Here is a 14,144-nt window from a genome sequence, read left to right as displayed (position 1 = left end):
AGACGATCTAGCACAGCGGACACTCGGTTGGGCGCGCTGCCACCGAGTTTTTGCGTTTTGGAGATTCTCTCCAGCTCCGCCAGATCACGCCGCTTCGCTTGGTGACGACGAACTGCCGCCGTCGTGCGAGCAAGAGAGCGCCGAAACAAAAACGCCCGGCTGTGCCGGGCGTTTTGCATTCGATATTCGGCTTTATTCGCCGCCACCGAAGCGGCGCGACCACCAGCCGGCACGGCGCGGGGCGGCCGGAGGTTCGTTTGCGGCTTGCGGTGCGGGCTCAGCTGCTGGGGCGGGCGCAGCAACCGGTTCGGTCGGCTGCGCAACCGGTGTCGCGGGTTCGGGCTGGCTGTGCAGCAGGAAGCTCACCTTTTCCCGGACGGTGGAGCGGCGTCGCGCGGCCTTGTCGTCGACGGGCTCTTCGACCGGCGCTGCGGTCGCCGTGACGGGAGCCGGCTCCGGCCGGGCCGGCGCCTCACTCTGCTCGTCGGCGCGCGGTTCAGGCTGCGCCGCCTGTGGTTCGGCGATGTGTTCGCCCTGTGCAATCGAGGGCGCGGCCTCGTTGCCAAAGCTGTCGAAATCGGCGACTGCGTCGGTCGCTTCCGGCGGCGCATTGGCAGCGAGCTCGTCGCCGATGGAGCCGGCGAGACCTTCCTCGGCGCCACCGCGCCGCCGGCGTCCGCCGCGGCGACCACGCCGACGCCGGCGCTCACCGCCGCCCTGCTGCTCGCCGCGGGCGGCCTGTTCCTCGCCTTCCTCGCCATCCTGTTCGGACTCTGAATCCTCTTCGGCTTCGCCGGCTGCCATAGCGGCCTCCGGAAGCGTGGGGGCGTTATCCTCGCGCAACTCGCCGTCGCGTTGGCCGCCACGGCCGCGGCGGCGGCGGCGGCGCTTGCGGCGCTGGCCATCCTGCTCGGGGGCTGCCTCACCCGCGGCCTGCTCCTCGGCGAGCCCTTCGGTCTCCTCGGACTCGATCTCGGATTCCAGCTCTGCATCGAACTCCTCGTCCTCATAGGCGTCTTCGATCAGGGGCGGCGGGCTCGCAGCCGCCTGCGCCGCAAGCAGCGCCTTGGCAGCTTCCAGCGTATGCACCTGCTCGCCACGGTCGATAACGTAAGCCTGAGGTCCGCTGACGGACTGATCGGCGATGACCGACAGCGTGACCTTGAAGCCGTTCTCGAGATCACGCAGATGACCGCGCTTGTGGTTCAGCACGTAGAGCGCGACGTCGGTGCGGGTGCGGACCACGAGATTGTGGGTCGCGCCCTTCATCAGGATCTCTTCGAGGCCGCGCAGCAACTGGAGCGCCACCGAGGAGACCGAGCGGACATGACCGGTGCCGCCGCAATGCGGGCAGGGATCGGTCGAACTCTCCAGCACGCTGGCGCGAATGCGCTGGCGCGACATTTCCAGCAGGCCGAAATGCGAGATGCGTCCGACCTGGATGCGCGCGCGATCCTGCCTGAGGCAATCGGACAGCTTGCGCTCGACCGCACGGTTGTTGCGCTTCTCGTCCATGTCGATGAAGTCGATGACGATCAGGCCGGCGAGGTCGCGCAGGCGGAGCTGACGGGCGACCTCTTCGGCCGCTTCCAGATTGGTCTTGAGCGCCGTGTCCTCGATATGGTGCTCGCGGGTCGATCGTCCCGAGTTGACGTCGATCGAGACCAGCGCTTCGGTCTGGTTGATGACGATGTAGCCGCCGGAGCGAAGCTGCACGGTCGGCGAGAACATCGCATCGAGCTGGCTCTCGACACCCATCCGCGAGAATAGCGGCTGGCCGTCGCGATACTGCTTCACCGCGCTGACATTGGCGGGCATCAGCATCTTCATGAAGTCGCGCGCTTCGCGGTAGCCGGATTCGCCGGCCACCTGGATCTCGTCGATCTCCTTGTTGTAGAGGTCGCGCAGCGAGCGCTTGATCAGCGAGCCTTCCTCGTAGACGAGAGTCGGGGCCTGCGACTTCAGCGTCAGGTCGCGCACCGTCTCCCACATCCGGATCAGATATTCGAAGTCGCGCTTGATCTCGGGCTTGGTGCGGGCAGCTCCGGCGGTGCGCAGGATGATGCCCATGCCCTCGGGCACGTCGAGATCCTGCACCACTTCCTTCAGGCGCGACCGGTCCTGGGCGCTGGTGATCTTGCGGCTGATGCCGCCGCCGCGCGCGGTGTTGGGCATCAAGACGGCATAGCGGCCAGCGAGCGACAGATAGGTCGTCAGCGCGGCGCCCTTGTTGCCGCGCTCTTCCTTGACGACCTGCACCAGCATCACCTGGCGGCGCTTGATGACCTCCTGGATCTTGTACTGGCGGCGCGGGCGGAAGGTGCGCTCCGGCACTTCCTCCAGCACGTCGTCGCCGCCGACGGATTCGACGAGCTCCTCTTCGGCTTCCTCGCCGTCCTCGTCCTCGTCCTCTTCGTCAGCCGTCACTTCCGCGGCCTTGGCATGCGCCGCGTCGGCGGCGTAAACGGCATCGGCTGGTTCAGCGGCGACAGCTACCGCTTCGGCGAAAGCCTCGGCGTGGGCTTCGGGGGCAACGGCCTCCTGCGGCTCGGCAACGGTCTCGGCCGCAACCACGGGCTCGGCGCCGACGGCCGCGACAGGTGCGGGCGTCTCGTCGGCTTGATCATGGTCGTGATGATCGTGCTCGCCGTGATCACCCTGGTCGTCATCAGCGTGGGCGTGTTGGTGATCGTCATCATGGGGCTGATGATCGCCATGATCGTCTTCGTGATGATCGTGGCCGTCGTACTCGCCATGATGCTCGGCATCGGCGTGCAGGTGCTCGCCTTCGTGCGAAGCGCCTTCAGTCTGCGCCGGCAGGGCCTCGCCCTCGACCGGCTGGGCCGCGGGGTCGGCGCCGGCCTCGAGGCCTTCGACGATGTCGCTGCGGACGCGTTCGCCGTGGCCGCGGCGACGGGCGTTGCGGTGGCGCGAGCGGCGGCGGCCGTGGGAGCGGTTCTCGCTCTCTTCCTCGGCCTCGCGATGAGCCTGTTCCTCGGCCTCGATCAGCGCCTGCCGGTCGGCGACCGGGATCTGGTAGTAATCGGGATGGATTTCGCTGAATGCGAGGAAGCCGTGGCGGTTGCCGCCATATTCGACGAAAGCGGCTTGGAGCGAGGGTTCGACCCTGGTCACCTTGGCGAGGTAGATATTCCCGCGCAGTTGCTTGCGTTGTGCGGTCTCGAAGTCAAACTCTTCGACGCGATTGCCGCGGACCACGACGACCCGGGTCTCTTCCGGGTGGGTGGCATCGATCAACATCTTGTTGGGCATGTCTTAACTCTTGGCGGCGGCGGGCGCGATTCACCGTGGGCGCGTATCGCGCCGCCGGGTGACGCGACGGTCCACCTGATTCGGGGGTGAGGGGAAGGCCGAAACGCCGTCTCTCGCGCCTTGCCGAACCGGAAGCTTCAGGACCAATGTGGCGCGCGGAATTTTCAATCCGCAGCGTCGCGAATGGTCCTTTAGAATTCGTCGGCACAGTCTGGCGCATCAAGCGTCGGCCCGTATGAAACATTGGGCGGCGAGGCCGCCCCTCAATCAGTTGCTGCTGGCCAGGCATGGCGCGAGCGCGCTCGCCTTGGGGGATCACGAACCGGTCCCTTGGGATCAAGAGACCGGGTTAATGGGTTACGTCGCTGTCAGAACCGCCCGGGTAACGTGAGTGGTAACCCAGGACCGTCCGCCGCCGGGGCTTGACCCGCTCCATCTCGTTGCCGCGCACCGCGCTGGTCTTAGAGGGGAACGGAAAACGCTGGAATTCCCAAACCTTGAGAGTTCCGGCGCTGCACCGGGAGGCTGAATGCGACACAACCGGGAATATCGGCCGTCAGCAGTCCGTACATACGAGGAATGAGCCATCCGTGCAAGGGAGCGTCGCACGGCGGTCACAGTCAGCGAGTTTCGCACATCCGTCATTAAGGATCGTTTAACCCTGTGGTTCTATTGCGTTAAAGAGGCTCCTCGGAGGCACGGAATTCGGTGGCGAGCCGCACAAATCAAAGGGTTTTGCTGGGATGCGTGCTGCTGTGCGCCGCAGCATTGCCATATGCCGATTCCTCGCGCCTGAGCGCAGCGGAAAGCCAGTCACAACCCTCTGTTGCGGTCGCGAATTTTCCAACCGCTTCGGCAGCCCGTCTGGCTGGCGATGGCAAGCAGACCCGCTTCATTCTCGACATCGACCAGACCGTTACCTTTCGTGCCGTCACGCTCGCCGACCCCTACCGCGTGGTGGTGGACGTGCCGCAAGTCAATTTTCAGCTGCCCGCCGGTACCGGCAGCGCGGGGCGGGGGCTGGTCAAGGCCTTCCGCTACGGGCTCGTCATGCCCGGCGGCTCGCGAATCGTGTTCGACCTGACCGGGCCGGCGAAGATCGCCAATTCCTACGTGGTCGACGCTGCCAACGGCCAGCCGGCCCGGCTCGTGCTCGAGCTGGAGGAGGTCGACCGCGCCGCCTTCATGCCATCGCTCGCGCCCGAAAACCGTCCCGAGTTGCGGCCCGCGATCGCCGAGGCGCCGCCTGCCACGGTTCCCACTACGGCGACCCCGGATACCGCGCAGCAGAAGGCCGATGGCCGTCCGGTGGTCGTAATTGATCCCGGCCATGGCGGCATCGATAACGGTACGCAGTCGAGCGGCGAGAGCGAGAAGAACCTCGTCCTGGCCTTTGGGCTGGCGTTACGCGATAGACTGGAAAAGGCCGGCAAATACCGCGTGGTCATGACGCGGGACGACGATACCTTCATTCCCCTCAATGACCGGACCAAGATCGCCCGCAACCTCAAGGCCGCTTTGTTCGTCTCGATTCATGCCGATGCGCTGCCACGTGCCGAGGGCGATGCGCAGGGCGCGACCATCTACACGCTCTCCGATAAGGCCTCCGACGCCGAGGCCCAGCGGCTGGCGGACGCCGAGAACCGGGCGGACGCGATTGCTGGCTTCAATCTCGCGGAGGAGCCGACCGACGTCGCCGACATCTTGATCGACCTCACGCAGCGGGAAACCCGCACTTTTTCGAACCGTTTTGCCCGTCTGCTGATGGGGGAAATGAAGTCGACGGTGCGGATGCACAAGCATCCCCTGAAGTCGGCTGGGTTCCGGGTCCTGAAGGCGCCCGACGTGCCCTCGGTGCTGGTCGAGATCGGCTATGTCTCGAACAAGGGCGACCTCGAGCACCTGGTCTCCGAGGGCTGGCGGTCCCGCGCCGTGGGGTCCATGGCGCAGGCGATCGACGGGTTTTTGGCCAAGCGGATGGCCACGGCGGGATCGTCAAATTGACGACCCGGGGATCGTCAAATTGACGACCGGGGGGTCTTCGAACTGAAAGGGTTTTTCCGTCCCGCCGCAAAAGCCCTAGTTTGGCCACAGCGGGCGCTTTATAAAAATGCCGCAGGGGGTTCCGGAATCGGAGAGAATCCCGCTCGGCAAGCGTCTAAAATCCGGCACTGATGTGATTGCGTAAGCCGGTGAATTCGTGACGTAAGGGTTGGCCCCTGTTTGGGGTGCCAAGGGGCTGATACTGGGCTGATCCAGAGTTTGAACGGATAAACACATAATGCGCTTGCTGGTGCGGTTCATGGGCTTCCTGTTCGCCACGGGAACAGTGGTGTTCCTTGTCGGTGTCGGGGCCGTGGCAGGCCTGATCTGGCATTTCTCCAAGGACTTGCCGGACTACTCTCAGCTTCAGGATTACGAGCCCCCGGTGATGACCCGCGTGCACGCGGTCGACGGTTCGTTGCTCGGCGAATACGCCAAGGAGCGGCGGCTGTATCTGCCGATCCAGGCGGTACCCAAGCTCGTGATCAACGCGTTCCTGGCGGCCGAGGACAAGAATTTCTACGAGCATGGCGGCATCGACTACACCGGCATGGCGCGCGCCGGTCTGCTTTACATCCAGAACTACGGCTCGAACCGGCGTCCGCAGGGCGCCTCCACCATCACCCAGCAGGTCGCCAAGAACTTCCTTCTGACCAACGAGGTCTCCTTCGCGCGCAAGATCAAGGAAGCCTTGCTGGCGATGCGCATCGAGAAGACCTACTCGAAGGACAAGATCCTCGAGCTGTATCTGAACGAAATCTATCTCGGCCTCGGCGCCTACGGCATCGCGGCGGCGTCGCTGGTCTATTTCGATAAGTCAGTGAACGAGCTCACCGTTGCGGAAGCCGCTTATCTGGCTGCGCTGCCGAAGATGCCGGCGACTCTGCATCCAGTGCGTAACCGCGACCGCGCCATCGAGCGCCGCAACTATGTGATCGACCGTCTTCAGGAGAACGGCTGGATCAAGCAGGCCGACGCCGAGAAGGCGCGCAAGGAGCCGCTCGCCGTCACCAGCCGCTCCAACGGGGCCCACACTTTCGCCGGCGAATATTTCGCCGAGGAAGTCCGCCGCGACATCTTCGAGCGCTATGGCGAGAAGAAGCTGTATGAGGGTGGTCTCTCTGTCCGCACCACGCTCGATCCGAAGATCCAGGTCATGGCGCGCAAGACCATGGTCGCCGGCCTCGTGAACTATGACGAGCAGCAGGGCTATCGCGGTGCCATGAGCAAGCTCGATATTTCGGGCGACTGGGGCGTGAAGCTCGCCGAGATCAAATCGCTCTCCGACATCTCGCCATGGCGCATGGCGGTGGTGCTGGAAACCAGCGACCAGTCGGCGCGCATCGGCTTCCAGCCGAGCCGCGAGCTGGGCGGTGCCATCAGCAAGCAGCGCGAGACAGGCATCGTCACGGTCGACGGCGTGCGCTGGGCGCGGGCCACGCAGGGCGGCACAAGGGGCAAGACGCCGACGGCGGTGTCGCAGGTGCTCCAGCCCGGCGACGTCATTTATGCCGATCCGCTCTACAAGGACGGTCAGCCCGTCGAGGGCCAGTACCGGCTGCGTCAGATCCCCGAAGTGTCGGGCGCGATGGTGGTGATGGATCCCTGGACCGGCCGCGTGCTCGCGATGGTCGGCGGCTTCTCGTTCGACCAGAGCCAGTTCAATCGCGCCACGCAGGCCTATCGGCAGCCGGGTTCGTCGTTCAAGCCGATCGTCTATTCGGCCGCGCTCGACAACGGCTATACGCCGTCGACCGTGGTACTCGACGCGCCGATCGAAATCGATCAGGGCCAGGGCGCCGGCGTGTGGCGGCCTGAAAACTTCTCCTCGGGCAAGTTCCAGGGACCGGTGACGCTGCGCAACGCGCTGCGGCAGTCGCTGAACACCGTGACGGTGCGCCTCGCGCAGGACATCGGCATGCCCTTGATCGGCGAATATGCCCGCCGCTTCGGCGTCTATGACGAGCTGCCGAACTATCTGTCCTACGCGCTCGGCGCTGGCGAAACGACGGCGATGCGCATGGTCACGGCTTACTCGATGCTCGCCAATGGCGGCCGCCGGGTGAAGCCGACCTTGATCGACCGCATCCAGGATCGCTACGGCCGCACCATCTTCAAGCACGACCAGCGCGAATGCCGCGGCTGCGACGCGCCGGGCGGCTGGAAGAATCAGGCCGAGCCGCAGCTGATCGACCGCCGCGAGCAGGTGCTGGATTCCATGACCGCCTATCAGATCACAGAGCTGATGGAAGGCGTGGTGCAGGCCGGTACCGCGACCGTGGTCAAGGAAGTCGGCAAGCCGATCGCCGGTAAGACCGGCACCACCAACGAGGCCAAGGACGCCTGGTTCGTCGGCTTCTCGCCCGACGTCGCCGTCGCCATCTATATGGGCTACGACAAGCCGCGTCCGCTGGGCAAAGGCAACGCCGCGACGGGCGGCCATCTGGCAGCTCCGATCGCGCGCGATTTCCTCAAGCTTGCGCTCGCCGACAAGCCCGCCGTTCCGTTCAAGGTGCCGGCCGGCATCAAGCTCGTGCGCGTTGTCTCCAAGACCGGCATGCGCGCAGGTCCCGGCGAGACCGGCGGAACCATTCTCGAAGCCTTCAAGCCGGGCACGGCGCCGCCGGATAATTATTCGGTCATCGGCGTGGCCGATGCCGACGGGCGCATGCCGGCGTCGCAGCAGCAGCAGCCGGATTCCGGCTTCTTCATGCGGCCGGGCACCGGCGGGCTGTACTAAAGCGCGATGAGATTAGGATCGTCATCGCGCTTTAGGTTGTTGTTTGAGCATGATCTTTTCGGAAAGCCGCTGCGCACTTTTCCGGATCATGCTTTAGCGGATAACGCTGACGTTTGAGGGAGCGGGCGGTTGCGCTTTGGCGCCGCCGCCGTTACATCCCGTTGCAATCGAACCCGGAACAATTCCGCGACATCAGAGAACGACATGCGTGCCGAAATCGAGCGGTTGGTAGAAGAGATCAAGCAGTCAGTCGGGCTGCTGAGGAGGCATCTTTGACGTCGAGAAATCGACGGCGCGCCTCGCTGAGCTGAACAAGCTCGCAGAAGATCCCGATCTCTGGAACGATCCCCAGAAAGCCCAGAAACTGATGCAGGAGCGCACCTCGCTGGAGGATGCGCTGTCGGGCATCGGCAAGGTCGAGCAGGAGCTCGAAGACGATATCGGCATGATCGAGCTCGGCGAGGCCGAGGGCGATGACGGTGTCGTTGCCGAGGCCGAAGCCGCGCTGAAGAACCTCAAGAAGGAGGTGGCGCGGCGTGAACTCGAGGCGCTGCTGTCGGGCGAGGCCGACCGCTTCGATTCCTATCTCGAAGTCCATGCCGGCGCTGGCGGCACCGAAAGCCAGGACTGGGCGCAGATGCTCTTGCGCATGTACACGCGCTGGGCCGAAACCCACGGCTTCAAGGTCGAATTTCTGGAAGAATCCGAGGGTGAAGAGGCCGGCATCAAGTCGGCGACCATCCAGGTCTCCGGCCACAACGCCTATGGCTGGCTGAAGACCGAAGCGGGTGTGCATCGCCTGGTGCGCATCTCGCCGTTCGACTCCAACGCGCGGCGGCACACCTCGTTCTCGAGCGTGCAGGTATTCCCCGTCATCGACGACAGCATCAAGATCGACATCAAGGAGTCCGACGTCCGCACCGACACCATGCGTTCGGGCGGTGCCGGCGGTCAGCACGTCAACAAGACCGAATCCGCGGTGCGCCTGACGCATATTCCGACTGGTGTCGCGGTGGTCTGTCAGGCCGGCCGCTCCCAACACAAGAACCGGGCGCAGGCCTGGGACATGCTGCGTGCTCGCCTTTACGAGATCGAACTGAAGAAGCGCGAGGAGAAGGCGGCCGCCGACCAGGCTGCCAAGACCGATATCGGCTGGGGCCACCAGATCCGCTCGTACGTGCTGCAGCCCTACCAGATGGTGAAGGATTTGCGCACGGGAGTGCAGACCTCGGACACATCCGGCGTGCTCAATGGCGAGCTCGACGACTTCATGGCCGCGACGCTGGCGCAGCGCGCCTTCGGCACCACCAGCGGCGACATCGAGGACGTGGACTAGCCATGGCCCGCGTCGCCTTCATCGGGCTTGGACGGATGGGCCACGGCATGGCCGGCCGCTATCTTGATGCCGGCTTCACAGTGACGCTGTGGAATCGCAGCAAGGCCAAAGCGGAAGACCTGATCGCCCGCGGCGCGCATTGGGCGACGTCCCCTGAGGATGCCGCGATCGATGCCGATGCGGTCGTGACCATGGTCGCCGATGACGAGGCCTCGCGTGCGGTCTGGCTCGGGCCCAAGGGCGCGGCCAAGACCGCGAAGGCCGGCACCATCGCCATCGAATGCTCGACCGTCTCCTATGACCATGCCCGCGAGATGGGCCGCGAGCTGAACGCGCGCGGGCTCATTTACATCGACTGCCCCTTGACCGGATTGCCCGATGCGGCCGCTAGCGGAAAGCTGACGCTGCTGGTTGGTGCCAATGCGGCCGATCTCGAGCGCGCGCGGCCTTATCTCGACCCAATCGGCTCAACCATCCGCCATTTCGGCGCGGTCGGCACCGGAACGGTCTACAAGCTCATCAACAATCTGATGGGCGCGATCCAGATCGCCGGCCTTGCCGAGGGCCTTGCGATCGCCGAGCAGGCCGGGCTCGACATGAACCTCGTGCTGGAGTCGATCCAGGCGGGCGTCGCCGCAAGCCCACAGGTGCAGCGCCACTCCAAGCGCATGGTCGCCCGCGACTTCGGCGTCGCGACCTTCACGGCGGCGCTGCGGCACAAGGATGCCGCCTATGCAGTGGAGCTCGCCGAGAGTCTGCTGGCTGATAAGCCTCTGGTCGCGCGTGCCGCCGTCGAGGCCTACGCTCAGGCAAAGGCTGTGATGCCCGACGATGATGAGGGCAGGATGATCGAGCTGGTGTCGCGGCCGAAGAAATCCTCGTAGGCAGGTGTGTACCAACATGGGGCCGCCTTGGCCGCTCCATTGTTCCGAGCACCGGTTTTGTAAACCGGTGCTTCATTCGGAAATCGGGTGGCACTGTCCACCGCAGCGTTCTAGGCGATGAGCTCGGCCGCCGAGGTGAGACGCCATGCCACCCAACGATAACCGGATCGATGCGCGCGATTGGTCGCTCCTCGCCGTGCTGTCGGTGCTCTGGGGTGGCTCGTTCTTCTTCAACGGCGCAGGCTTACGGGAATTGCCGCCGCTGACGCTCGTATTCCTCCGCGTTGCGCTTGGCGCGGCCATTCTCCTGCCGTTGCTCCGCATGGAGGGGATCGGCTTCCCCACGGGCACGATGGGCTGGAGGCCGTTCATCGCGATCGGGCTGCTCAACAACGTCATTCCGTTCTCGCTCATAGTGATCGGCCAGACTTTCATTCCGAGCGGGCTGGCGTCGATCCTGAACGCGACCACGCCGCTGTTCACTGTGGTGGTGATGGCGGCGGCAGGCGACGAGACCTTGCAGATGCGTCGCATGGCCGGGGTGGCGCTGGGCCTTGCCGGCGTGATCATCCTGCGCGGATGGGGCTTCGAGACAAGGCCGGGGCAGGGGCTCGGCATCCTGCTCTGCCTCGGCGGCGCGTTGAGCTACGCCTTTGCGGCGCTGGCGGCGCGGCGATTGCTGAAGGACGCAGCTCCGCTGGGCACGGCGACGTTTCAACTGATGGCGTCGACAGTGATGATGGCGGCCGTCGCCGGTGTGGTGGAACAGCCGTGGCGCGTTCCGATGCCGAGCCTCACAACCTGGCTTGCGGTGCTTGGCCTTGCCGGCCTGTCGACGGCGTTCGCCTACATCGTCTTCTTTCAGATACTGCGGCGCTCGGGCGCGAGCAATGTCATGATGGTGACGCTGCTCATTCCCGTCACCGCCATTCTTCTGGGATGGCTGGTGCTGGGCGAGCCGATCTCGATGCGCGAGATCGCGGGCGCAATCGTCATCGGCAGCGCGTTGCTTGTGATTGACGGGCGCGTGCTCGGTTTGCTGTGTCGCGTCGCTTAAGTTCCCGATCCATCGTTTCACCTCGCGGAAAATCGCGACGCTTGCCAGCGGCAAGCCCGCTTGCGACACTTCCAGCAAAACAAGACTACAAAACATAGGGGAGAGACCAATGCCGGGTCGTCGCAAGAATCTCGCCGCCCTCGCCGTGCTTGTTGCCGGAGCGCTCGCCGCGGCACCGGCCTTGGCGCAGAAGAGATACGACCCCGGCGCTTCCGACACCGAAATCAAAATCGGCAACATCATGCCCTATAGCGGGCCGGCGTCATCCTATGGCGTGATCGGCAAAACCGAAGCGGCCTTCTTCCGGATGATCAACGACCAGGGCGGCATCAACGGCCGCAAGATCAACTTCATCAGCTATGACGATGCCTATTCGCCGCCGAAGGCGATCGAGCAGGCGCGCAAGCTGGTCGAGAGCGACGAGGTCCTCCTGATCTTCCAGCCGCTCGGCACGCCCTCGAACTCCGCGATCATGAAGTACATGAACGCGAAGAAGGTGCCGCAGCTCTTCGTCGCCTCGGGCGGCACCAAGTTCGGCGATCCCAAGAATTTCCCGTGGACCATGGGTTTCCAGCCGAACTACCAGAGCGAGGGTCGGATCTACGCAAAGTACATCCGCGACAACTTTCCGAATGGCAAGATCGCGGTGTTCTGGCAGAACGACGACGCCGGCAAAGACCAGTTCAAGGGCCTGAAGGACGGGCTCGGCGACAAGGCGAGCATGATCATCGCCGACAAATCCTATGAGGTCAGCGACCCCTCGATCGACTCGCAGATCGTGGCGCTGCATGATTCCGGCGCCGACATCTTCTTCTCCTGGGCCGCGCCGAAAGGCTCGGCGCAGGCGATCCGGAAAGTGGGTGAGCTCGGCTGGAAACCAAAGTTCTTCCTGGCCAACACCGCGACCTCGGTCGCCTCGGTGCTCAAGCCCGCCGGGCTCGACTATTCCAAGGACATCATCTCGACGATCTACTTGAAGGATCCAACCGATCCGACCTGGGATAAGGACCCGGCCGTGATTAGCTGGCGCGCGTTCATGGGCAAGTATTATCCTGACGGCGACAAGACCAACTCCAACAACGTCTATGGCTATGTTCAGGCCGAGGCGATGGCCCAGGTCCTGAAGCAGTGCGGCGACAATCTCACCCGCGAGAACGTCATGAAGCAGGCCGCCAACCTGAAGAACTTCCACACCGACCTGATGCTGCCGGGCATTATGGTCAACACCTCGCCCGACGACTATTTCCCGATCGAGCAGATGCAACTGATGCGGTTCAACGGGCAGGCCTGGGAGCTGTTCGGCGACGTCATCACCGGCGAGGTCGGCCACGAGCGCGGCCAGTAGTCGCGGCTGAAGATCGAGGCTTAGCCCGCGCTGAGCCGCACGCCCGCACGCAAAAATTTCTGCGGATCGACTGCTTCGCCCTCGATGCGGGTCTCATAGTGCAAATGCGGACCAGTGGAACGGCCGGTCGAGCCGACGAGACCGACCACCTGGCCGATCTTCACGACCTCGCCGACCCTGACGTTGATCTCGGAGAGATGGCCATAGCGGGTCGAAAGCCCGTTGCCGTGGTCGACCTCGACCATGCGGCCGTAGCCGCCAGACCAGCCGGCGGAAACCACCTTGCCGTTGGCGGTGACGCGAACGGGATCGCCGGTGGCGGCGCGGAAGTCGAGCCCGGTATGCATCGCGGGCCGGCCGAGGAACGGATCGCTGCGCACGCCGAAGCCGGAGGTGAATTCGACCTCGCCGATGACGGGCTTGCGATAGGGCACCAGCGCCAGCGTGCGATTGAGGCGGTCCAACTCGGTGCGCGTGGTGTTGAGGCGGTAGAGCTGCTTCTCGAACGGCCCGGCGTTGGGCGTCAATTTGACGGGTACGAAAGGCCCGCCCATCGCGGTGCGCGGTACGGCGGCTTCGAGACTGGCGAGGTTGAGGCCGAGATCGCTGACGACGCCGCGCATCCGGCGCATGCGTGAATCCATGCCTTCCTCGACGGCATTGAGCGCCGCCATCTGGCGCCGCTCGACCTGATCAAGCGAAGTCGTGAGCCGGACCAGGACGTTGTCGAAGCCCCAGTTCTTGGCGAATTGGCTGGTCGGCGGCGCCGCGACGGTGGGCGCGCGCGATTCGAGCCGCGCTTCGCGATCCGGCGGGGCCACGAAGATCACGGTGTCGCTGATCGGCGACGGCTTGGGCGTGCCCTGCGTTGCGTTCTGGCCGGCGTCACCACGCTGCGGTGTCGCGCGCGGGATCGATCCGGTCACGTCGGGCATGGCGCCGAGCGCCGTAGCCCGGGACTCCAGCGCCGTCTGGCGCTTCATGATCTGGTCGAGCTTCTGGTCGAACTGCTCCTGGTCGAGCAGCTGTCGGCTGGTGGTGCGGTCGACCTTGGCCCGCAGCTCGGCGATACGGTCCTCATAGGCGTACTGCATCTCGGCCTGGCGGGCGATCAGCCGGGTCAGAACGTCGTCGCGGAAGGCGAAATAGGTGGCGGTCGCGGCCGACCATAGCCCGAGCAGCACCACCGTGCCGACCACGATCCAGAACACCACGGGTCCGAAGCGGACCTGCTTGCCGGCATGGACGATGGTGTAGGCGTCGTCGGTGGTGGGGAGGGGAATCGCAACCGCCGTTGCGGCGGCGGTAGGACGGCGATGGAAGGCCCTTCCGTGGTCGTGAGGATGATGTTGGGGGTACTGCGAGTATTGGGCAGAACTTTTCGACATCGGCACTCCCGCGCCGGTCGGATGAGTCCGTAACGGCCTAATTGCCGCAGCAATCTGGGCCGGTCATGGTTAATTTTC

8 protein-coding genes are annotated in these 14,144 nt (G+C 64.7%); 6 read left to right on the top strand and 2 right to left on the bottom strand.

The features are described from left to right. Positions 1-192: 192 nt before the first annotated feature. A complete protein-coding gene (locus tag ACNJX8_RS22730; protein WP_439356818.1) occupies positions 193-3,273 on the bottom strand; it encodes an Rne/Rng family ribonuclease in 3,081 nt (1,026 codons plus the stop codon). Between the two features lie 708 nt (positions 3,274-3,981). Here ACNJX8_RS22730 and ACNJX8_RS22725 point away from each other — a divergent pair. From ACNJX8_RS22725 to ACNJX8_RS22700, 6 genes are all read left to right on the top strand, one after another. Next, a complete protein-coding gene (locus ACNJX8_RS22725) occupies positions 3,982-5,277 on the top strand; it encodes an N-acetylmuramoyl-L-alanine amidase (protein WP_439356817.1) in 1,296 nt (431 codons plus the stop codon). A 277-nt stretch (positions 5,278-5,554) separates the two neighbouring features. Beyond that, a complete protein-coding gene (locus tag ACNJX8_RS22720; RefSeq protein ID WP_439356816.1) occupies positions 5,555-8,056 on the top strand; it encodes a penicillin-binding protein 1A in 2,502 nt (833 codons plus the stop codon). A 204-nt stretch (positions 8,057-8,260) separates the two neighbouring features. Then, positions 8,261-9,392 (top strand): peptide chain release factor 2 gene (gene prfB / locus ACNJX8_RS22715; protein WP_128934108.1). Its coding sequence is split into 2 segments (ribosomal slippage): positions 8,261-8,329 and positions 8,331-9,392, totalling 1,131 coding nucleotides; the frame shifts between segments, so codons are not numbered across the junction. Then, the gene (locus ACNJX8_RS22710; protein ID WP_439361955.1) at positions 9,293-10,276 is read left to right on the top strand and encodes an NAD(P)-dependent oxidoreductase; all 984 of its coding nucleotides are present in this window, start codon (positions 9,293-9,295) and stop codon (positions 10,274-10,276) included. Before prfB ends, ACNJX8_RS22710 begins: the two co-directional genes overlap by 100 nt. Positions 10,277-10,421: 145 nt before the next feature. Further along, a complete protein-coding gene (locus ACNJX8_RS22705; protein WP_439356815.1) occupies positions 10,422-11,333 on the top strand; it encodes a DMT family transporter in 912 nt (303 codons plus the stop codon). Positions 11,334-11,442: 109 nt separating this feature from the next. After that, positions 11,443-12,678 (top strand): ABC transporter substrate-binding protein, encoded by a 1,236-nt coding sequence (locus ACNJX8_RS22700; protein ID WP_439356814.1) that lies wholly within the window; start codon positions 11,443-11,445, stop codon positions 12,676-12,678. Between the two features lie 20 nt (positions 12,679-12,698). Here the strand turns inward: ACNJX8_RS22700 and ACNJX8_RS22695 are convergent, their stop codons facing one another. Beyond that, positions 12,699-14,066, bottom strand: a complete 1,368-nt coding sequence (locus ACNJX8_RS22695; RefSeq protein WP_439356813.1) for a peptidoglycan DD-metalloendopeptidase family protein — start codon at positions 14,064-14,066, stop codon at positions 12,699-12,701. Positions 14,067-14,144 lie beyond the last annotated feature (78 nt).

Source organism: Bradyrhizobium sp. SPXBL-04 (genome assembly GCF_051853035.1).
GTDB lineage: Bacteria > Pseudomonadota > Alphaproteobacteria > Rhizobiales > Xanthobacteraceae > Bradyrhizobium > Bradyrhizobium zhanjiangense.
The sequence above is the reverse complement of the archived record's forward strand: the minus strand, read 5'-3'. Positions and strand labels throughout refer to the sequence as shown.

What these genes read in the sequence shown, in the direction of transcription:
- ACNJX8_RS22730 (WP_439356818.1), bottom strand. Translation starts at nt 3,273, where the DNA reads ATGCCCAACAAGATGTTGATCGATGCCACCCACCCGGAAGAGACCCGG.
- ACNJX8_RS22720 (WP_439356816.1), top strand. Translation starts at nt 5,555, where the DNA reads ATGCGCTTGCTGGTGCGGTTCATGGGCTTCCTGTTCGCCACGGGAACA.
- ACNJX8_RS22705 (WP_439356815.1), top strand. Translation starts at nt 10,422, where the DNA reads ATGCCACCCAACGATAACCGGATCGATGCGCGCGATTGGTCGCTCCTC.
- ACNJX8_RS22700 (WP_439356814.1), top strand. Translation starts at nt 11,443, where the DNA reads ATGCCGGGTCGTCGCAAGAATCTCGCCGCCCTCGCCGTGCTTGTTGCC.
- ACNJX8_RS22695 (WP_439356813.1), bottom strand. Translation starts at nt 14,066, where the DNA reads ATGTCGAAAAGTTCTGCCCAATACTCGCAGTACCCCCAACATCATCCT.